At 33.8% G+C, this 21,562-nt stretch carries 20 protein-coding genes; 17 read left to right on the top strand and 3 right to left on the bottom strand.

Annotation, left to right across the window (positions count from 1 at the left end; translation table 11 throughout):
- The first annotated feature begins 2 nt into the window (after positions 1-2).
- The 5 genes from H277_RS0116170 to H277_RS0116150 all read left to right on the top strand — a co-directional run bounded on the left by H277_RS0116170 (position 3) and on the right by H277_RS0116150 (position 4,381).
- Positions 3-1,085, top strand: a complete 1,083-nt coding sequence (locus H277_RS0116170; protein ID WP_019976666.1) for an ABC transporter permease — start codon at positions 3-5, stop codon at positions 1,083-1,085.
- A gap of 77 nt (positions 1,086-1,162) precedes the next feature.
- Positions 1,163-1,921: a triose-phosphate isomerase gene (gene tpiA / locus H277_RS0116165; protein WP_019976665.1), complete on the top strand. Its 759-nt coding sequence runs from the start codon at positions 1,163-1,165 to the stop codon at positions 1,919-1,921.
- A gap of 219 nt (positions 1,922-2,140) precedes the next feature.
- Positions 2,141-2,875, top strand: a complete 735-nt coding sequence (locus H277_RS0116160) for a hypothetical protein (RefSeq protein WP_019976664.1) — start codon at positions 2,141-2,143, stop codon at positions 2,873-2,875.
- A 122-nt stretch (positions 2,876-2,997) separates the two neighbouring features.
- A complete protein-coding gene (locus H277_RS0116155) occupies positions 2,998-3,912 on the top strand; it encodes a helix-turn-helix transcriptional regulator (RefSeq protein ID WP_019976663.1) in 915 nt (304 codons plus the stop codon).
- 61 nt (positions 3,913-3,973) lie between these two features.
- Positions 3,974-4,381, top strand: coding sequence for a hypothetical protein (locus H277_RS0116150; RefSeq protein WP_019976662.1), 408 nt, complete (start codon positions 3,974-3,976; stop codon positions 4,379-4,381).
- A gap of 153 nt (positions 4,382-4,534) precedes the next feature.
- Here the strand turns inward: H277_RS0116150 and H277_RS0116145 are convergent, their stop codons facing one another.
- Positions 4,535-6,676: a type IA DNA topoisomerase gene (locus tag H277_RS0116145; protein WP_019976661.1), complete on the bottom strand. Its 2,142-nt coding sequence runs from the start codon at positions 6,674-6,676 to the stop codon at positions 4,535-4,537.
- A 320-nt stretch (positions 6,677-6,996) separates the two neighbouring features.
- Here H277_RS0116145 and H277_RS0116140 point away from each other — a divergent pair, with 320 nt between their 5' ends.
- From H277_RS0116140 to H277_RS0116125, 4 genes are all read left to right on the top strand, one after another.
- Positions 6,997-7,809 (top strand): MotA/TolQ/ExbB proton channel family protein, encoded by an 813-nt coding sequence (locus H277_RS0116140; RefSeq protein WP_019976660.1) that lies wholly within the window; start codon positions 6,997-6,999, stop codon positions 7,807-7,809.
- 89 nt (positions 7,810-7,898) lie between these two features.
- Positions 7,899-8,489, top strand: coding sequence for a biopolymer transporter ExbD (locus H277_RS0116135; protein ID WP_019976659.1), 591 nt, complete (start codon positions 7,899-7,901; stop codon positions 8,487-8,489).
- Between the two features lie 19 nt (positions 8,490-8,508).
- Entirely contained in the window at positions 8,509-9,042 is a 534-nt protein-coding gene (locus H277_RS0116130; RefSeq protein WP_019976658.1) for an ExbD/TolR family protein, read from the top strand.
- Between the two features lie 32 nt (positions 9,043-9,074).
- Positions 9,075-10,025, top strand: a complete 951-nt coding sequence (locus H277_RS0116125) for a hypothetical protein (protein ID WP_019976657.1) — start codon at positions 9,075-9,077, stop codon at positions 10,023-10,025.
- A gap of 126 nt (positions 10,026-10,151) precedes the next feature.
- Here the strand turns inward: H277_RS0116125 and H277_RS0116120 are convergent, their stop codons facing one another.
- Entirely contained in the window at positions 10,152-11,219 is a 1,068-nt protein-coding gene (locus H277_RS0116120) for a M20 family metallo-hydrolase (RefSeq protein WP_019976656.1), read from the bottom strand.
- Entirely contained in the window at positions 11,213-11,980 is a 768-nt protein-coding gene (gene argB, locus H277_RS0116115) for an acetylglutamate kinase (RefSeq protein ID WP_019976655.1), read from the bottom strand. The genes H277_RS0116120 and argB overlap by 7 nt, the downstream gene beginning before the upstream one ends.
- Before the next feature lie 251 nt (positions 11,981-12,231).
- Between argB and H277_RS0116105 the strand changes: the two genes are divergently transcribed.
- From H277_RS0116105 to carB, 8 genes are all read left to right on the top strand, one after another.
- A complete protein-coding gene (locus H277_RS0116105; RefSeq protein ID WP_019976653.1) occupies positions 12,232-12,810 on the top strand; it encodes a GNAT family N-acetyltransferase in 579 nt (192 codons plus the stop codon).
- Positions 12,811-12,880: 70 nt separating this feature from the next.
- A complete protein-coding gene (locus tag H277_RS0116100; RefSeq protein ID WP_019976652.1) occupies positions 12,881-13,333 on the top strand; it encodes an arginine repressor in 453 nt (150 codons plus the stop codon).
- A gap of 7 nt (positions 13,334-13,340) precedes the next feature.
- Complete coding sequence (argG, locus tag H277_RS0116095; protein ID WP_019976651.1) at positions 13,341-14,522, top strand: argininosuccinate synthase; 1,182 nt, start codon at positions 13,341-13,343, stop codon at positions 14,520-14,522.
- 167 nt (positions 14,523-14,689) lie between these two features.
- A complete protein-coding gene (gene argC, locus H277_RS0116085) occupies positions 14,690-15,676 on the top strand; it encodes an N-acetyl-gamma-glutamyl-phosphate reductase (RefSeq protein ID WP_019976649.1) in 987 nt (328 codons plus the stop codon).
- Between the two features lie 31 nt (positions 15,677-15,707).
- Positions 15,708-16,070 (top strand): four helix bundle protein, encoded by a 363-nt coding sequence (locus tag H277_RS0116080; protein WP_019976648.1) that lies wholly within the window; start codon positions 15,708-15,710, stop codon positions 16,068-16,070.
- A 27-nt stretch (positions 16,071-16,097) separates the two neighbouring features.
- The gene (locus tag H277_RS0116075) at positions 16,098-17,234 is read left to right on the top strand and encodes an aspartate aminotransferase family protein (RefSeq protein WP_026357670.1); all 1,137 of its coding nucleotides are present in this window, start codon (positions 16,098-16,100) and stop codon (positions 17,232-17,234) included.
- On the top strand, positions 17,227-18,315 hold the full coding sequence (gene carA / locus H277_RS0116070) for a glutamine-hydrolyzing carbamoyl-phosphate synthase small subunit (RefSeq protein WP_019976646.1): 1,089 nt from the start codon (positions 17,227-17,229) through the stop codon (positions 18,313-18,315). The genes H277_RS0116075 and carA overlap by 8 nt, the downstream gene beginning before the upstream one ends.
- 11 nt (positions 18,316-18,326) lie before the next feature.
- A complete protein-coding gene (gene carB / locus H277_RS0116065; protein ID WP_019976645.1) occupies positions 18,327-21,557 on the top strand; it encodes a carbamoyl-phosphate synthase (glutamine-hydrolyzing) large subunit in 3,231 nt (1,076 codons plus the stop codon).
- The last annotated feature ends 5 nt before the right edge of the window (positions 21,558-21,562 follow it).

Genomic DNA, 21,562 nt, shown 5'->3' with positions numbered 1-21,562 from the left:
ACGTGATCAATTATATTTTAAATAAAATTTTCTACGGATTCTTAACACTTTTCGGAGTTGTTACAGTTGTTTTTTTAATGTTTTCTGTTCTGCCGGGAGATCCGGCTCGAATGATGCTTGATCAAAAAGAAGATCCTGAACAATTAGCACAGATTCGTAAGAATTTAGGGTTGGATCAGCCTTTATGGAAACAATATGCATTCTATTTAAATGATCTTTCACCAATTTCCTTTCACAATACAGATGAAACAAACACAACGTATACATCGTTAAGTTCAGGAAAATATAAGTATAGTAAATTAATTGATTTTGGGACAAATGAAATGGTGTTGAAAGCACCTTATTTACGCGAGTCATTTCAAAAACAAGGGAAAAGTGTAAGTACAATTATAGGAGAAACTTTGCCCAATACAATGGTTTTAGCCATAGCAGCAATTATTATAGCAACAATAATTGGTGTAGCCTTAGGAATTGTTTCTGCTTTAATGAAAGATACGTGGTTAGATCGTTTATTATTAGTTATAACAAGTTTTGGAATGAGTGTTCCATCGTTTTTCTCGGCGATTATTATAGCCTATATTTTTGCCTTTTTATTACATGATATAACAGGGCTTAATATGATAGGTAGTTTATATGAGGTGGATGATTTAGGTGAAGGAAAGCATTTGATGTTAAAAAACTTAATTCTTCCTGCAATTACTCTAGGATCCAGACCGTTGGCAGTTTTTACACAGTTGACACGAAATTCATTGTTAGAAGTACTAAATCAGGATTATATCCGTACAGCGTTTGCAAAAGGTTTATCTAGAAAAACCGTCATCACAAAACATGCTTTACGAAATGCTTTAAATCCTGTGATTACAGCAATTTCTGGCTGGTTTGCTTCAATGTTAGCAGGTTCTGTTTTTGTGGAATTTGTATTCGGATGGAATGGATTAGGAAAAGAAATAGTGAATGCACTGAATACATTAGATCTACCAATTGTAATGGGAGCTGTTTTGGTTATCGCAGTCATGTTTATTGTAATTAATATTTTGGTTGATATTCTTTATGGAATTTTAGATCCTCGAGTTAGGATAAAATAAATCAGGTTATAATTTCGAGAGAAATAATTATCTTGCAGTACATATTAAAACCAAAATCAAATAAAATACACTTTTTTATGCGTGATAGAATCGTAGCAGGAAACTGGAAAATGAACTTAAACTATGAAGAAGCAATTCATTTGGCGACAAATCTTAATGCTTGGGTAGCGGATAACCAACCAATAGCTCAAGTGATTGTAGCACCTTCTTCTATTTATTTGCAAACATTATTAGAGGCGGTGGACGAACAATATATAAAAGTTTCTTCACAAGATATTTCTGCTCATGAAAAAGGGGCGTACACAGGAGATATTTCAGCTGAGCAATTGGACAGCATCGGATTAGATTTTGCAATTGTTGGACACTCTGAACGTAGAGAATACCAAGGTGAAACAGATGTTATCATTGCTCAGAAATTAAAGCAAGCTTTCAAACATCAAATTAACCCCATTCTTTGTGTGGGAGAAAAATTAGAAGAACGTGAGGCCGATAAACATTTTGAAGTTGTAAAAACTCAGCTAATGGAAGCTTTGGTTGCTCAAAATTCTGAAAATCTTTCCCGTTTGATTATTGCTTATGAACCAGTTTGGGCAATTGGAACAGGAAAAACAGCTACACCCGAACAGGCACAAGAAATTCATGCATTTATTCGTAAAGTTTTGAAAGATGAGTTTGGAGTAGACGTAGCAAATCAAACAAGTATTTTATACGGAGGAAGTGTAAATGCTCAAAATGCAAACGAAATTTTTGCTCAACCGGATATAGACGGAGGCCTTGTGGGAGGCGCATCATTAAAATACGACGACTTTGTGCAGATTATTGCTGCATGTAAATAGTAAAAAAGCTCAACATTGTTGAGCTTTTTTTTATTTTTAGTAGTAGATACGTTGTATAAAACAATAAACTCTACTTCTCTGGAAGCTTCATTAATACAGTGAATTAAGAAAATTATAACATTTCTTAGGATTTATTAAGATTTTTCGGAACAGTGTCTGCAAAGTCTCAAGATGTACTAACTATTAAAAAGTATCATTTTTAAACAAAACACATTTATTATGAAAAAATTGACGCAAGTATTAGGAGTTGTAGCAATAGGGTTAGTTTCTTTCTCTTTTACAACCAAGAATGAAATTCCAGTGGTAACATCATCATATACAATTGTTGACGATGCACCAAAAGTTGTTATTTTAGATATTGTAGATAATATTGCTGCAGCATCTGGATCTAACATCGCAACAGAATTTAAGGCAAAAATAGAATCTTTAAACAAAGAAAATGTAAATGTTATTCTTTGGAAAGATTTGACGAAAGGATTGCAAGAAGAAGAAAAAAGAGCAATTATTGATAGCCTAAAGCCAGAGTTGATTATGACATTAAGTTTTGATAAAACGGATGATAATACAAATAAGGTGGCGGCAGTAGTGTCTAAACAAAATGTTGCTTTTGAAGAAACATTCAAAGTAGCAAGAGAATTAGCAGATAATTTAAATTCAACTTCTGTAAAAAATGATGGTGTATACCAAAATGATTCAAATTATATTCAGGATAATTTAGCCCCATCGATCTTTTTAAGTGTAAAGGTGAAGAACGAACCAACTTCAAATACAGAAATTATTAATAAAATTTCAAACTTTATTGAAACAGCCCAAGTAGAAGAGGCAGGAGCTTCGGCTGTAGCAGGACCAACTGCGGCAGTAGATACAGTAACAGCTACGATAGATAGTGCAGCTGTAATTGCAGAACCGGCAGCACAAGATGTAAAACAGAAAGTGAAAAAAACTAAAAAATAAAAGTCCGTTTTTCGAATATTTCATTTTATGAATGAAAAAAAAGTAACATTTCCTTACGAAATGTTACTTTTTTTTGTTTTTAATTGAAGAACACTTAAGTTTGTTCAAATACTTACAATTCAATGTCAAAACAGGGATATATCGCACGTTATTTTAATATTGTCCGTAAACTTTCTCAACAAAAATATTGCTCTTATGAAGAGTTAGAACGTTTTTTGGAAAGAGAGTTCGGGATGTTACAAATTCAAGACGATACATTAGAATTTAATTTTTCTAAACGAACATTACAACGTGATATCCGCGAAATTCGAAATATTCTTGGTATTGATATAATGTACAGCAGAAGCCAACGCGGATATTATATTATTCAAGACGATTACAGTTCCGATTTATTTTTGAAAACCTTAGAGGAGATCAACAGTTTTTCTGCATTGAAATTGACCAATTCACTCGAGTCAATAGTCTATTTGGAAAAAAGAAAACCAAAACGAGCTGAATTTTTACCTGATATTGTACAGGCAATCCAGCAAAAAAAGAAAATCGAGTTTCATTATCAAAAGTTTGGAGAAGAAAAAGAAACAATTCGTAAAGTTTCACCAATTGCGATTAGAGAGCACGATAACCGTTGGTATTTGATTGCAGATGACAAAGGAATCGTCAAAAACTTTGGTTTAGAACGAATGAATAAAGTCGCCATTCTAAAAGAAAAAATAGATGATAATATTGAGTTTAATTACAATGATAAGTACAAATATTCGTTCGGAATTATTGTGCCAAGCTCTGAAAAACCTGAAAAAATTATCCTTTCTGTTACCAAAAAACAAGCGGCTTATTTAGAGTCTTTACCATTGCATGAATCTCAACATGTCTTGGAAATTAAACAGGATGAGGTTTTAATTGGGTTAGAATTGTTTTTGACAGAAGATTTTATCAGCGAAATTCTTTCAATGAGTCGTTCGGTTACGATTATCGAACCAAAAAAACTGAAAGAAAAAGTCAAAACAATTTTGAGGGAAACGTTAGAGAAGTATTCATAATAATATGTTAGAGAAAATAAGAAACTTGATTTTCGTAATGATCGTAAGTATTTTCCTATTTATGATAGGATACAACAAGAAAACAAACAACGAAAAAGAACTATCTAATGTGCAAGAAGTTTCTGTATATGTAGATGATTCGATTTTAGTGGATTATTATAGGGAAGGTAAACACCAAGTGAAATATTATCAGTTTGTAAATCGTAATTATATATTTTATGACGATGATTTATCTTTTTTTGGTCATAATTTCATAGATTCAACACACTATTTAAAAGATTCAGTATTAATAAAATTGATAAATATTCAAAATAATAATGCTAAACGAATTATTTCAATGAAAATGAATAATAAGCAATTAATTGAAGAAAATCATATTAGAGGAGATTTAGCAACTAGCAATATTTTTCTAATATTATTATCAGTTGCTGTTTTTGCTGGAGGAGCAATTTGGTTTTTTAGGGATTAAATTAGTTAATAAACTAAATTTAGTTTTGCATAAACTGATAAGGTAAATGTTCAGAAAAACATATAACAACAATTATTTAGATAAATATTATAAAAAAGTCGAAGCTCCACTTGAGCTTCGACTTTTTTATAATATTTTATGAAGAATATTTTTTTACATTTTTTCAAATTCCAAATCGAAATTCATTCCAAGGATTGCTTTTCCTGTCATTTTTTCTCCATTTTCAGGATTGATCAAACCTGCCATTTTACCTGTTTTTTGTTTGGTAAGTAAATCTAAAATTTGTTTGTCCGTTAATTTTTTACCCATGAATTCGAATGGGATTTTAAATCCACATTCTTTAAAATTAGCACAACCATAAGCTGCTTTCCCTTTCACTAATAGATGTGTTTTGCATTTGGGACAAGTTGCATCTTCTAGGTTGATTTCTTCTTTTGGTTTACGTTCTTTCTTCGGTTTTTCTATTGTTTGAACAGAAGTTTGATGTGAGGCAATCGGTCTAAAGTAACTGTTTTTTACATCGAAAGTTAATTTAGAAACCATTTCGATTAATTCTTGTTTGAATTGCTCTAATTCATATTCACCTTTTTCAATCAAACGTAGTTTTCGTTCCCAAACACCTGTTAATTCAGGAGATTTCAGCAATTCGTCTTGAATGGTATCAATCAAATCAATACCGGTTTGTGTCGCAATAATATTGCGTTTTTTCTTCTCGATGTATTTTCTTCGAAACAATGTTTCGATGATATTTGCACGTGTAGAAGGACGACCAATTCCGTTCTCTTTCATTAATTCACGCATTTCTTCATCATCAACTTGTCTTCCCGCCGTTTCCATTCCGCGTAATAAAGTTGCTTCAGTGTAATGTTTTGGAGGAGTTGTTTTCCCTTTGTGAATAAAAGGTTCATGAGGGCCTTTTTCTCCAATTTCGAAAATAGGCATTATTTTTTCCTCGTCTTTTTCCTCGTCCTTTTTATCTTTTGCATACACTTCACGCCAACCCATTTCGAGAATTTGTTTTCCCGTAGCTTTAAAATAAATCGCAGAAAGTAGTCCGTCTTTACCAGTGTTTTCTACTTTTCCTTCGACGGTTGTATTGGCAACTTTACATTCAGGATAAAAAACAGCAATAAAACGTCGAGCGACTAAATCGTAAATACGTTTTTCTTCATTCGATAATCCCTGGGGAAAGATTTCTGTTGGAATAATCGCATGGTGATCAGTTACTTTAGTGTTGTCAAAAACTGCTTTTGACATTGGAATTGGTTGTGTCATTAATGGTGCAACCAAATTTTGATAAGCAGTTAATTTATCTAAAATTCCGGGAACTTTTGGGTGAATATCTTCTGATAAATAGGTCGTATCTACACGAGGATACGTCACAAATTTTTTCTCGTAAAGACTTTGAATGTATTTTAATGTATTCTCTGCCGAAAATGCATATTTTTTATTGGCTTCTACTTGTAAAGCAGTCAAATCAAATAAACGTGGATTTTTTTCACGTCCTTCTTTGACTTCGAAATCAATGATTTCAAATGTTCTGTCTTTAATAAAATCTAACCCTTGTTTTGCTTTCTCTTCAGATTTTAAACGAGGAATTGTTGCATTGAATTCAACTTCTTTGAAAATTGTTTTTAATTCCCAATATTCTTCTACTACAAAAGCATTGATCTCTTTTTGACGTTGTACAATCATTGCGAGAGTAGGAGTTTGTACACGCCCAATAGAAAGGACAGTTTTGGGAGGTGCAAATTTTTTAGTAAATAAGCGTGTGGCATTCATGCCTAATAACCAGTCGCCAATCGCTCGTGCTTGGCCTGCCGAAAATAAATTGAAATATTTATCTCCCTCCTTTAAATTTTCGAACCCATCTTTAATAGCTTCTTCTGTTAAAGATGAAATCCAAAGACGTTTCATTGGTGCTTTTGCTCTTGCTTTTAGCAAAACCCAACGTTGAATTAATTCTCCCTCCTGGCCGGCATCACCACAGTTAATAATTTCTTCAACCTGATCATTTGTTACAAGCTGTTCGATAATTTTAAATTGTTTCGAAACGCCTTTATCTTCAATTAGTTTAATTCCAAAACTAGAGGGAATCATAGGTAAATAATTGAGATCCCAACTTTTCCACTCAGGTGTATAGTCTTGTGGTTCTTTTAAGGTACATAAATGACCGAAAGTCCATGTAACCTGATAGCCATTTCCCTCGTAATAGCCATCATTCTTTTGATTGGCCCCGATTACTTTGGCGATATCTTTGGCAACACTTGGCTTTTCAGCGATACAAACTTTCATAGTACTTGATAATATTGAAGTGCAAAAGTCAAAATAATAATTTAATTCTTAAAAAAAAATATAAATATGTATAATTATTGAATAAATTTGCGATAGGTTAATTTTTGTGAAAGTTAAAGTTATTCAAAATTAAAAGGTTGTTTATCTATTTTGCACTGTTTTGATTAATTAAATTATCAATTCGGTAAAAAACAGTATTGATTTCGAACGAAATTAAAATTTAATGACATAACAACATAAAAAATTTAGAAGAATTAAAAAATTTTCACTTAATTTACACCCACATTAATAAAAATCATAATATTTAAAAGAATTAGTAAATGGAAAAGAATGTAACAGTACCAGCTAAAACTAAAAAGGGAGGTCTTAACCCTGTGATTACTATGATCATTTTAATTGCTTTAGCAATGGGAGTTTTCTATGGTTTATTTGGACAAGCAAGTAATTTTGAAGGTGGAGATTCAGCAAAAGGTCACCCATTAAATTTCTTGGGAATTATTTATAAAGGGGGGGTGATCATTCCATTTTTGATTTCATTCTTCTTTATGGTAATCGTTTTCTCAATTGACCGTATTATTGCTTTAAACAAAGCAAAAGGTACAGGTTCGGCTGAAAAATTTGTGAACGAGGTTCGTGCTTTATTGAACAAAAACGAAATCAGCAAAGCAATCGAATTATGTGACAAACAAAAAGGAGCTATTGGTAATGTAGTAAAAGAAGGTTTAACTACTTACAAAGCTTTAGAAAACGACACAACTTTAAATAAAGAGCAAAAATTAGCTCAGTTAGGTAAAACATTAGAAGAGGCTACAACTTTAGAGATGCCTACATTAGAGAAAAATATGACAATCATCTCTACAATTGCATCTGTAGGTACGTTAATCGCCTTAATGGGTACTGTAATCGGGATGATTAAAGCATTCTTCGCATTAGGAGAAGGAGGAGGATCTCCAGACGCAGCTCAATTATCTGTAGGTATTGCCGAAGCCTTAATTAATACAGGTATGGGTATTGGTGCATCTGCATTCGCTATTATTATGTATGCTTTCTTAACTTCTAAAATTGACGATTTAACGTTCAAAATTGATGAAGTAGGAATGAGTATCCAACAATCTTTCTCTGCTCACAATTAATATTCGTTGACGAAAGCCTTAGAATAACAGTATAAGGGCAAAATCAAATCAATAAATAATTTAGAATATTAATTAATAATACAGAGAAAATGGCAAGAGTAAAACCAAAAAGAAGGGGTCCTTCAATGGACTTAACAGCTATGTCTGACATGGCTTGGCTTTTGTTAACTTTCTTTATTTTGACATCTAACTTTAGAGAACCTGAAGTTGTTCCAGTAGTTACACCAACATCTGTTTCGAACCAAAAAATGGCATCAGAAAACATGATGATTATTAAAATCGATGATAAAGGAAAATTCTTATTCGGATTAGAAGAAAAAGATCGTATTCCTGCATTAGAGAGAATGGGTGAAAAGTACGGAGTGAAGTTTACAGATGCTGAAAAGAATGCATTCAAAAGCATAGTGGAATTTGGTGTACCAATGAATGAGATGAGAAATTATTTGAATCAGCCTGCTGATAAACAACAAAAATATCATCCTGGTATTCCATTAGATACGATACCGAATAAAAATCAAGAATTGATTGATTGGGTATTTGAAGCAAAAGAAGTGAACCCAGATATTTTCTTGGCAATTAAAGGGGATAAACAATCTGAATACAAACAATTCAAAACGTTGATCCATCAGTTACAAGAAAAGAACATGAATAAGTTCCAGTTAATTACATCTCAAGAATAATTATTAAGAAATTAAATAAATGGCGCAAATACAAAGTCAAGATACTGGCGACGGAAAAAAAGTCCGTTCCAAAAAGAATTCGACGACAGTCGATATGGCTCCTTTGGTTGATTTAGGTTTCTTATTAATTACTTTCTTTATGTTTGCAGCGACTTCGATCAAACCAAATGTAATGAACTTGAATATGCCTCCAAAGATTCCTGAAAATGTTGTTCCTCCAACAGAAGTTAAAATTGAAAATTCTGTTACTGTTTTAGTAGCGAAGGATAACAAGTTATTTTGGTATCAACAAGAGGCTGGTAAATTAAATGCCGGTAACTTAAATGAAACTGATTACTCTGCTGAAGGGATTCGTAAAGTTATTACGACTGCAGCATCAAGAGCAAGTGATAAAGAGAAGTTTACAGTGATTATCAAACCGATGGATGAAGCATCTTATGATAATTTAGTAAATGTGTTAGATGAAATGGAGATTACGAAGTCTACTCGATACGGTATCGTTCAAGTAACACCTGAAGAGCAAAAGGTGTACGATGAAAAAGTAGGTAAATAATTAGTTTATTTGTTAAATTTAAAAGAATTCAAATGTCAGAGAATAACAAACAACTAAAATCCTTAGACGAGATTGTATTTGAAGGTAGAAATAAAGCGTACGGAGCTTATGACATGAGAATGTCTGAAAAGAGTACTCTGGCTAAAGCATTCTTACGCGGGTTAATCATCATTGCAATTATTGCTTTTGCAGTTTATGCATCAGGAACTGGATTATTTGAAAGTAAAGAGAATAAAGATGTTGTGGTAGATGTTCAACTAGAGGATTTAAATATGCCTGAACCTCCAAAAGAGGAAGAAGTAGTTGAGCCAGAACCAGAACCGGAACCAGAACAACAAGAAAATCATTATCAAGAGGAAACGGCACAAGAAAAATTTGTAATGCCTGAACCAAAAGAACAGCCAAAGAAAGAGGAAACTATTCCTCCTAAAGAAGAGTTGGTTGGTAAAGATTTATCTTTTGAAAAACGTGAAGGGAAAGAATCGTCAGGACAAACTGGTGGAGGTCCGGTTAATTTAAACCCAGAAGCTCCTAAAAATACAACTCAAACTCCTAAAACGGAGGATAAAGGTGATAAACCAGCTGCTCCTGCAACAGTAACGGCACGTACAGCTGCTATTATGGCGGTGTATCCGGGATGTGAGAAAGAAGCTGCAAAAGGTAAACAAGCTGCAACTGATTGTTTATCGAAAAAATTATCTGCTGATTTACAAGACGAGTTACAAGATTTTGCGAATGATCAAGCAGGTCAGGGAACAGGTGTTGTATCAGCTAAGCTAACTTTCCAAATTGATACGGAAGGTCGAATTGTAGGAATTTCTCCAATGGGTGACGCGAAGTTAGGTCCTGAAGCTAGAAAAGCTTTAGAGCGTATTACACAACGTCAACAAAGAAGAGGAAAAACGATCAAACCTGCACAAACAGAAGATGGTCGTGCTGCGAAGTTGAATTTCAACATTCCAGTTAAAATGCAAATTGAGTAAAACTTAATTTCACCATAGAAAAAAAGAGGCTAATAATTTAGCCTCTTTTTTATTTCCAGTAATAAATAGACAATAAAAAATGCTTCAAACTGTTTGAAGCATTTTTTATATAATATTCTGTTTACTTTAAAATGTAAAATCTTTTAATAAACTTGTGTAACGTTCAATGCCGTGCTCTATTTCTGATAAATAAATATATTCATCAGGTGTGTGTGAACGAGCAGAATCTCCAGGTCCCATTTTTACAGTTTCGAAGTTCATCATAGCCTGATCAGACATCGTTGGCGAACCATAAGTCATGCAGCCTAATTCAATTCCTTTTTGTACAATTGGATGATTCTCTGAAATACGAGATGAATTTAAACGTAAGGAACGAGCTTTTACCTCAGCTTTTGGTAAACAACTGGCAACAATATCAACGACCTCTTGATTAGAATACAATTCATTCACCCGGCAGTCAACAACTAAGCGACATTCATCCGGAACAACATTGTGTTGCTTTCCAGCTTCAATTTGAGTGACAGTCATTTTAACCGGGCCTAACATATCTGAAACTCGTTCAAATTGATATGTTCTCAACCAATTCATAACTTCAATCGCTTCATAAATCGCATTTACACCTTCGTTACGTGCTGCATGTCCGGTCTTTCCTTTTACTGTAATATCCATTACAACCAAACCACGTTCAGCAATTGCCATATCCATTTGTGTAGGTTCTCCTACAATTCCCAAATCTATTTTTGGTAAATTTGGTAAGATGCTTGCGACATTTAATTGACCAGAGCTTTCTTCCTCAGCTGTTATAGCAACGATTAAATTATAAGGTAAATCCTCATTCAGAAAATTGATATAAGCAGCCAATAAACTAACCGCAGATGCTCCTGCATCATTGCTGCCTAATCCGACTAATTTATCTCCTTCTATTGTCGCTTTTAACGGATCATAAGTCCAAGAAGAACCAAACTTTACAGTATCGTGATGGGAGTTTAATAAAATCGTTTTTTTGTTCGCATCAAAATTTGGATGAATACTCCAGACATTGTTATCCTGACGGTGAGCCGTAGCACCATGATCAGTTAAAAATTTGAAAATAATGTCGGCTGTTTTATCTTCTTCGCTAGAAAAAGATTGGGTTTCGATTAGTTGACACAATAAATCGACAGCTTTCTTTTTGAGAACAGCTAATTCTAACATAAAATGGTTTTAATCTCTGAGTTAATGTTGCGCGCGTGCACTAAACATACATTTTTTACACCCGCATTGATTACTTTGAATGAATTGTCTAATTTCGGAATCATTCCTTCGAAAATTACACCTTCTTCTTTTAACTGCAAATATAAAGTTTCGTTAATTTTTGGAATTAATGTTGAGTCATCATTTACATCACGAAGTACACCTATTTTATCGAAACAGAAATTTAACTCTACTTCGTTTTGTTTCGACATTGCAACAGCTAGTGTAGAGGCAATGGTATCAGCATTTGTGTTTAGCAGTTGACCTTTTCCATCATGGGTGATGGCACATACAACAGGTGTCATATTATTATTGATTAATAACTGAAAGAGTTCTTTGTTTACACTTTCATCATTCAGGTCTCCTACAAAGCCATAATCAATTTTTTTCACAGGACGTTTAGAACCTTTGATTGCATTTCCATCAGCGCCGGATAAGCCTAAAGCATTACAACCAAATTCTTGTAATTTGGAAACAATAGATTTGTTCAGATTACCTGCATACAAACCTGTAACAACATTTAAGGTTGATTGGTCTGTAATACGACGTCCTTCTACCATTTTAGGTTCAATGTTTAATTGATTTAACATTTTAGAAGCACCTTTTCCTCCTCCATGTACTAAAATCTTTGGTCCTTTAATTTCAGTAAAGGTGTGTAGAAATTGTTCTAGTTCCTGTTCATCATCAATAATTCCTCCTCCTATTTTTATAATTTTCAACATTTTAATAAATATGTAAATTTTGTTTGCTTTTTTTTGGTGATACAAAAATATAATATTTAACTTTGCATCTCAGTATAATAACTGAATATCTTGTTGATTAATGGAAGAAATTATTGAAATTATTCTTCTCAATTATGAGAATAGCTTTCTAACAGAAAGCGACCTTTCGGGTTCTCATATTTTACTTAAGTATGATGACAAATGGTCATCTGTTTCCAATTCCTCTTTATTAATCGACTTTCCCTTAAATTATGTATGTTAGAATAGCAAATGCAGATGATGCCAAGTACACAGAATTGTTGTGCGAATGGTACGAAGAATCCGCTCGTATGAGAAAAACGGGTATTGCTAAACGAAATCCGGTTTATTTAGAGCGCAAAATGCGCAATGGAAATGCTGTGATAGCTTTTGATGATAATGATCAATTGGCAGGGTTTAGCTACATTGAAACTTACGAAGAAGAAAAATTCGTTGTAAACTCAGGTTTAATTGTTCGTACAGATTTAAGGAGTTCAGGAATTGGACGCGAAATAAAACATGCTGTTTTTGAACTGTCACGTACAAAGTTCCCGAAATCAAAAATCTTTAGTATTACAACATCTTTAGCTGTAATGCGTATGAACACAAAATTAGGATACAAGCCAGTAACTTTTTCAGAATTAACGCAATCGGATGAATTTTGGAATGGCTGTAAAAGTTGTAAAAATTACCACATCTTGATGGATAACGATCGTGAACGTTGTATTTGTACAGGTTTGGTTTATGATAACCTTGATGATGAGTATGCACAACGTGCAAAACAAAACGAGAATAAAAAAGAAAGTGAATAAATATACGAGCTAAGGTTTTTTTTTGTCTAAAATGAGTATATTTGCCTAAAATTCCGAATAAATATTCAAAATGAGTAATAAAAAATACAGATTCCAGATTATAAAAGATTTAATAACAGATCAAGAAATAAGTAATCAAGACGAATTATTAAAAAAACTAATCGATTTAGATATCTCAATTACTCAAGCGACTTTATCCAGAGATTTGCGCGAATTGAAAGTTTCGAAAGTTCCTAATGCTTCAGGACAATACATTTATCGCCTTACAGAGAACCCTGTTGCGACACCAACTGTCACACATAACGAACAAATGACATTGGTTTTTTCAAAAAACTTGGGTGTTATAAAAACTAAACCGGGCTATGCTAACAGAATCGGTTTTGAAATTGATAATACTCATTTCAATACAATTATCGGAACAATAGCAGGAGACGATACAGTATTGATTGTAATGAAAGAAGAAAGTAGCCGAGAAGAGGTGATCAATGAATTAAGAAGAATTATTCCCAATATAAACAAATAAACAAACAATGAGCAACAAAGCAGTTTTAGCTTACAGTGGAGGTTTAGATACATCGTACTGTTTAGTTAACTTAACAAAAGATCAAGGAATGGAGGTACATACAGTAATTGTAAATACTGGTGGATTTTCAGAAGAAGAGTTAAAAGATATTGAAACACGTGCCTATGAACTAGGATCTTCTAAACACGTGACAATTGATATCACAGACAAATACTACAACGATTGTGTTCGCTACTTAATCTACGGAAATATCTTAAAAAATAACACGTACCCACTATCAGTAAGTGCAGAACGTATGTTTCAGTCAATTGCAATTGCTCAATATGCAAAAGATGTGGAGGCAGAATACATTGTACATGGTTCTACAGGAGCAGGAAATGATCAAATTCGTTTTGATGTTGCCTTTGCCGTTATCTCACCACAATCTAAAATTATCACACCAATTCGTGATGAAAAATTATCGCGCCAACAAGAGGTTGATTATTTACAGGCAAATGGTGTAAATTATAGTTGGGAAAAAGCAAAATATTCTATTAACAGAGGAATTTGGGGAACATCTGTTGGAGGAGTAGAAACATTAACATCAAACCAAGCGTTGCCGGAAGAAGCTTATCCGACACAGTTATCACGAACAGAACCATCTGTAATTGAAATTGAATTTGAAAAAGGAATTCCAACTGCTTTAGATGGTGAAAAGCTATCTCCCGTTGCTTTAATTCAAAAATTAAATGAAATAGGAGGTGAATATGCAATAGGACGTGATATTCATGTAGGAGATACAATTTTAGGGATCAAAGGACGTGTAGGTTTCGAGGCACCTGCAGCTTATATCTTAATCAAAGCACATCATTTATTAGAAAAACATACGCTAACAAGATGGCAATTGTTGCACAAAGATTCGTTAGCGAATTGGTATGGAACATTATTGCACGAAGCACAATATATGGATCCGGTAATGCGTGATATTGAGGCATTCTTAGAGTCTTCTCAGAATCATGTAACCGGAAAGGTAAAAGTACAATTGAATCCTTATTATTTTTCAATGATCGGAATAGATTCACCTTATGATATGATGCAGTCTAAGGTTGCTACTTACGGAGAAGAGAATGAAGCTTGGGACAGTAGAGATGCAAGAGGTTTCATCAAAATATTTGGGAATCAATTAAAGATTGTTCATAGTTTCGATTAATTGATTTGGTTAAAGTGGATTCCAACGAATCCACTTTATTTCAATAATAAAATAAATCTAAAGCGAATAAAGTATCAGATGATATTTTTATTCAAAGTAAATGGAAGTATTGAAACGTCAAAACTAATAAATGAGGTATTATACCTAACACGCGCAAAAAACAAAAAATGACAAACAAAATTAATGTAAGCATTGTAGGAGGTGCCGGATACACAGCAGGTGAACTGCTAAGAATATTGATTCATCATCCGATGGTTAATATTTCATCTGTGTATAGTACGTCCAATGCAGGAAACCCCGTTACCAAAGTACACGACGATTTGTTTGGAGAAACTGACATCGTATTTTCGGATAAAATAGACGAAAATGCTGATGTCGTTTTTTTATGTCTTGGTCACGGAAAATCGGCAGAGTTTTTACAAAACAATAAATACTCAGTCAACACAAAAATTATTGATTTGAGTAATGATTTTCGATTAAATGCGAACCACATTTTCGAAGATAGAACATTTGTTTACGGTTTACCGGAATTAGACCGTGAGGGAATTAAAAAAGCGAAAAATATTGCAAATCCGGGCTGTTTTGCAACAGCTATTCAATTGGCAGTTTTACCATTAGCAGCAACGAATAAAATTAAAAATGATCTTCATATCAATGCTGTAACAGGTTCTACAGGTGCCGGACAAAGTTTATCAGCTTCTACGCACTTTAGTTGGCGAAACAATAACGTTTCTTTCTATAAAGAGTTTACGCATCAACACGAAGGAGAAATCTACCAAACACTGAATCAATTGGAAAAGGATTTCAATAACAAAGTGTATTTCTTGCCAATGAGAGGAGATTTTGCGCGCGGAATCTTGGCAGGTGTTTATTTAAAAACAGATTTAACAGAAGAAGAAGCTAAGAATATTTTTAAAGAATATTACAAAAATGAACCTTTTACATTTGTATTAGATGAGCCAATTGCCCTGAAACAAGTTGTCAATACGAACAAATGTTTTTTACATGTGCAGAAACAAGATGATGTGTTGTTGATTACTTCTATTATCGATAATCTGACAAAAGGAGCTTCCGGGCAAGCGGTAGAAAATATGAACTTGATGTTTGGTTGGGAAGAAAATCTTGGTCTTAATCTTAAAACAGTAGCCTTCTAAGGTTTAGGCTTAAAGCTTAACAGTAAACGATATGCAAGACTTTAGGAATATAAAAGTGTGGAACGAATCTCATCAATTTACTTTGAAAGTTTATGAAATAACTTCTGAATTTCCTAAATCTGAAATGTTTAATCTAACATCTCAATTAAGAAGAGCTTGTGTTTCTATACCGAATAATATAGCTGAAGGGTGTGGAAGAAATTCAGATAAAGATTTTTTACGATTCCTTCATATTGCTTTAGGTTCGACGAATGAAACGCTTTATTTATTGATTTTATCAAATGATTTAAAATTGATTACCGAAGAAACATTTAAAGAACTAGAAGATAAAGTTGAAAAGATAAAAGCGATGCTATTAGCTTTTATTAAAACAATTAACAATCGTTTAGCATAAACCGTTAAACGTAAAACTTAAAACAAAATGAAACTATTCGACGTATATCCATTAATGAATGTAACTCCGGTAAAAGCCAAAGATTGTATCCTTTGGGATGAAAACGGGAAAGAATATTTGGACCTTTATGGAGGTCATGCTGTGATTTCAATTGGTCACTCACATCCATATTATGTTGAGAAATTAACAGAACAAATCAATAGTATTGGGTTTTATTCAAACTCAGTAAATATACCAATTCAGCAAGAGTTGGCAGAAAAATTAGGAAAAGTATCTAGTTATGATGACTATACTTTATTCTTGATTAATTCTGGAGCAGAAGCAAATGAAAATGCTGTAAAATTAGCGTCATTTCATACCGGTAAAGACCGTGTTATTGCATTTCACGGAGCGTTTCACGGGCGTACTTCCGGAACAGTTGCACTCACTGACAATCCAAAAATTATAGCGCCTTTCAATGCGCATCATAAAGTATCTTTCGTAGATTATAATATAGATGAAGTGAAAGAAGTGATTGCAGGAGGCGATGTAGCAGCTGTGATTTATGAACCTATTGCAGGTGTTGGAGGAATCGTTTTACCATCAGACGAATTTGTACAAGAATTGAGAAAAGTATGTACAGAAAACGGAGTCGTTTTAATTGCAGATGAAATTCAATGTGGTTACGGACGCTCTGGAAAATTCTTTGCGCATCAACATTCCGGTATCAAAGCAGATTTGATTACGATGGCAAAAGGAATGGGAAATGGGTTCCCAATCGGTGGAGTATTAATTTCTCCAGAGTTTAAAGCTTCTTACGGATTATTAGGAACAACTTTCGGAGGAAATCATTTGGCTTGTGCAGCTGCAGTAGCCGTTTTAGATGTGATTGAAAAAGAGAATTTAATCGAAAACGCGAAGGAAATAGGTGAATATGTAGGAATCCAATTAAACAAATTCCCAAAAATTAAAGAAGTTCGTGGACGAGGTTCTATGATTGGAATTGAGTTTGACTTTCCAATCGGAGAATTGAAAAATAACTTATTAACAAAACACAACATTTTTGTAGGTTATGCAGGAACAAATGTTATTCGTTTGTTACCACCTTTAACTGTTACAAAACAATACGTAGACAAATTCATATCAGCTTTAGAAACTGAAATAAACATTATCATCAATGGATAAGACAGTAAAATTAGTATTCCAAGACGGATTAGAAATCGAAGGAAAATCTTTCGGTGCATATACTTCTGCTGCAGGAGAAGTAGTATTCAACACAGCTTTAGTTGGATACAATGAGAGTTTGACTGACCCTTCTTACAAAGGGCAGATTATGGTGATGACGGCTCCTATGATCGGAAATTATGGTGTTCCTGATGATAAAGCAATGATCAATGAAATTGAAGCGTGGATGGAATCTAATCAGATTCAGGTAACCGGATTAGTTGTTTCTTATTATGCTGATGATTATTCCCACTGGAATGCTATCCAAAAATTAGGAGCTTGGTTAGAAAGCCAAAACATTCCTGGTATTTATGGAATAGATACACGTATGATTACAAAAAAATTACGTGAGCAAGGTTCTACTTTAGGAAAAATTGTGGCTGATCAGGATATTGAATATTATGATCCAAATCAAGATAATTTAGTTGATGAGGTTTCATGTAAAGAGGTTATTCGTTACAATGAAGGAGCTGATATCAAAATTGTTTTGATTGATTGTGGAGTGAAGAATAACATCATTCGTTGTTTTGTAAACCGTGATGTAGAAGTGATTCGTGTGCCATGGGATTACGATTATTCAACATTAGAGTATGATGGTTTATTCATTTCAAATGGTCCTGGAGACCCGGCTTTATGTGTTCCTACCATTAATCATATCAAAGAATCTTTGAAAGTGGATAAACCAATTTTCGGAATCTGTCTAGGAAACCAATTGGTAAGTTTAGCTGCTGGTGCATCGACATTCAAATTAAAATACGGACACCGTTCACACAATCAGCCCGTACAATTGGTTGGAACAAAAAGATGTTTTATCACCTCTCAAAATCATGGTTATGCAGTAGATGATTCGAAATTACCGGAAGGATTTACAACATTCTTTACGAACTTAAATGATGGAACGTGTGAGGGAATTCGTCACGAATCAAAACCATTCTTTACCGTTCAATTCCACCCGGAAGCGATGGGAGGGCCAGTTGATACAGAATATTTATTTGATGAATTCATCGAAGAAGTAAAAAAATATAAAAACGCTAACGCATAATTAGAATCACGATGTTAAAAAAAGATATTAAAAAAGTATTAGTATTAGGATCAGGAGCATTAAAAATTGGACAGGCAGGGGAGTTTGATTATTCCGGTTCACAAGCGTTAAAAGCGTTAAAAGAAGAAGGAATCAAAACAGTTTTAATTAACCCGAATATTGCAACTGTTCAAACTTCTGAAGGGATTGCAGATGAGGTCTATTTTTTACCTGTGACGCCTTACTTTGTAGAAAAAGTTATCCAAAAAGAAAAACCGGATGGTGTGTTAGTCGCCTTTGGAGGACAAACCGCTTTAAACTGTGCGGTTGAATTAAACAAAGAAAAAATCTTCGAAAAATATGGAGTTGAGGTATTAGGTACTCAAATTCCAGTTATCGAATCGACTGAAGATCGTGATATTTTCATTGAAAAATTGGATCAAATCGGTGTTTTAACGGCTCGTTCTGAAGCGGTAGAAACTGTTGCAGATGCAATGGAAGCGGGTAAAAGAATTGGTTTTCCATTAATTATTCGTGCAGCTTACGCATTAGGAGGTTTAGGTTCTGGTTTCGCAAATAATGAAGAAGAGTTATTAGAATTAGTTGAAAAAGCATTCAATTATTCTTCTCAAGTTTTAGTGGAAGAGTCATTAAAAGGATGGAAAGAAATTGAGTACGAAGTGGTACGCGATGCTTACGATAACTGTATTACAGTTTGTAACATGGAAAATTTTGATCCAATCGGTGTTCATACAGGAGAATCTATCGTAATTGCTCCATCTCAAACCTTATCAAATTCGGAATACCATAAATTACGTGAAGTTGCAATTCGCACAATTCGTCATCTTGGTGTAGTTGGAGAATGTAACATCCAATATGCTTTCGATACAGTTTCGGAAGAATACCGTGTAATCGAAGTAAACGCTCGTTTATCACGTTCTTCTGCTTTAGCTTCTAAAGCAACTGGTTATCCATTAGCTTTTGTTGCTGCGAAATTAGCTTTGGGATATTCTTTAGATGAATTGAAAAATAGTGTGACGCAAACAACATCTGCAATGTTCGAACCGGCATTAGATTATTGTGTAGTGAAACTGCCTCGTTGGGATTTAAACAAATTCTACGGAGTTCGTCGTAACATTGGTTCAGCAATGAAATCTGTAGGAGAAGTGATGGCCATAGGACGTTCTTTTGAAGAAGCGATTCAGAAAGGAATTCGTATGTTGGATATCGGGCACAGAGGTTTCGTCGCTAACGGATTCACAATTCCAGAAGGAGAATCGTTAGATACTTGGCTAGCAGAGCCAAACGATGAGCGTTTATATGCTATTACAGAAGCTTTCAAAGCAGGATATTCAATTGAAAAAATCCATGATTTAACGAAAATTGATTTATGGTTCTTACAACGTTTAGAAAGAATATTTAATGTTTCGAAAGAATTTGAAGCATTAGAACGATTTGAACAAGTTGAAGCAGATTTAGTAAAACGTGCAAAGTTACTAGGGTTTTCGGATCAGCAAATTGCAGTTTTAGTAAAAGGAAATCAAAACGTACACAGAAATGAATTAACAGTTCGTGAGTTGCGCAAAAACTTCGGAATAAAACCCGTTGTTAAACAAATTGATACGTTAGCAGCAGAATTCCCGGCACAAACCAATTATTTATATACAACATATCATGGGACTGAAAATGATCTAGTTCAAGAAACTGAAAAGTCAGTTTGTATCTTAGGATCAGGTGTTTATCGTATTGGGTCGTCTGTGGAATTCGACTGGTGTTCTGTAAATGCAGCGCAAACAGCGGCTAAGAATGGCTATAAAACAATTATCATCAATTATAATCCGGAAACTGTTTCAACGGATTATGATGAATCAGACCGTTTATATTTTGAAGAATTATCGTTCGAACGAGTAATGGATATTTTAGAATTTGAACAACCGGAAGGTACCATTATTTCAACTGGAGGGCAAATTCCAAACAATTTAGCCATGAGATTGTATGATCAATCAATCAATATACTAGGAACTTCTCCTTTGCGTATTGATGATGCAGAAAACCGTCACAAATTCTCTGAAATTTTAGATGAATTGGGGATTGATCAACCGCGTTGGAAAGAGCTTTCTTCTTTAGAAGCGATTCATAAATTTGTGGAAGAAGTTAATTTTCCGGTTTTAATTCGTCCTTCTTATGTCTTATCTGGAGCTGCAATGAACGTGGTTTCGAATACGGAAGAATTAGATGCATTCTTAAAATTAGCAAAAGAGGTTTCGCCAGATTATCCGGTTGTCGTTTCTGAATTCGTACAAGGTGCAAAAGAAATTGAATTGGATGCAGTATGTCAAAACGGAGAAATTGTAGATTATGCTATTTCCGAACACGTAGAATTTGCCGGTGTACACTCAGGAGATGCAACCATGTATTATCCACCTCAAAAAGTGTATATTGAAACAATTCGCCAAATGCGAAAAGTTGCAGCGAAGATTGCAAAACGTTTCGAAATTTCAGGGCCAATGAACATTCAGTTCTTATCTAAAAATAATACAGTTCGTGTTATCGAAACTAATATCCGCGCGTCACGTTCGTTCCCATTTGTATCGAAAGTGGCTGGAAATAACTTAATTGAAAAAGCAACAAAAGTTTTATTAGGACTAGAAGTTGAAAAAGGACATTCAGAAGTTGTGTACGATTTGGATTATGTAGGAGTGAAAGCTTCTCAATTTTCATTTACACGTTTAGCAGGAGCAGATCCGGTGCTATCTGTAGACATGTCTTCTACAGGAGAGGTAGGATGTATCGGAGATACAGCAGAAGAAGCATTATTAAAATCGATGTTATCTGTTGGATATGAAATTCCTGAGCGAACAGTTTTAATTTCTGGTGGACCAATTGAATCGAAAGTTGCTTTATTAGGACCGGCAAAACAATTAATCGCAAAAGGATATAAAATTTATGCTACTGAAGGAACACATAAATTCTTTACAGAAAACGACGTGTATTCGACTTTAGTTTACTGGCCTTCTGATAAAAAAGAACCAAATGTAATGTCTTACTTACACGACAAGAAAATTGATATGGTAATCAACATTCCGAAAAACTTAACAAAAGCGGAATTAGATAATGATTACCAGATACGTCGTACAGCAGTAGATTTCAATATTCCATTGGTAACAAATGCGCGTTTAGCTTCGGCTTTCATCAATGCATTTACAACATTATCAATGGATGATTTAAAAATTAAAACTTGGAACGAATACCGTAATAAATAGAAGTT

The sequence above is a fragment of the Empedobacter brevis NBRC 14943 = ATCC 43319 genome (assembly GCF_000382425.1).
Lineage (GTDB): Bacteria > Bacteroidota > Bacteroidia > Flavobacteriales > Weeksellaceae > Empedobacter > Empedobacter brevis.
This window is presented reverse-complemented; position numbering and strand designations above follow the sequence as displayed.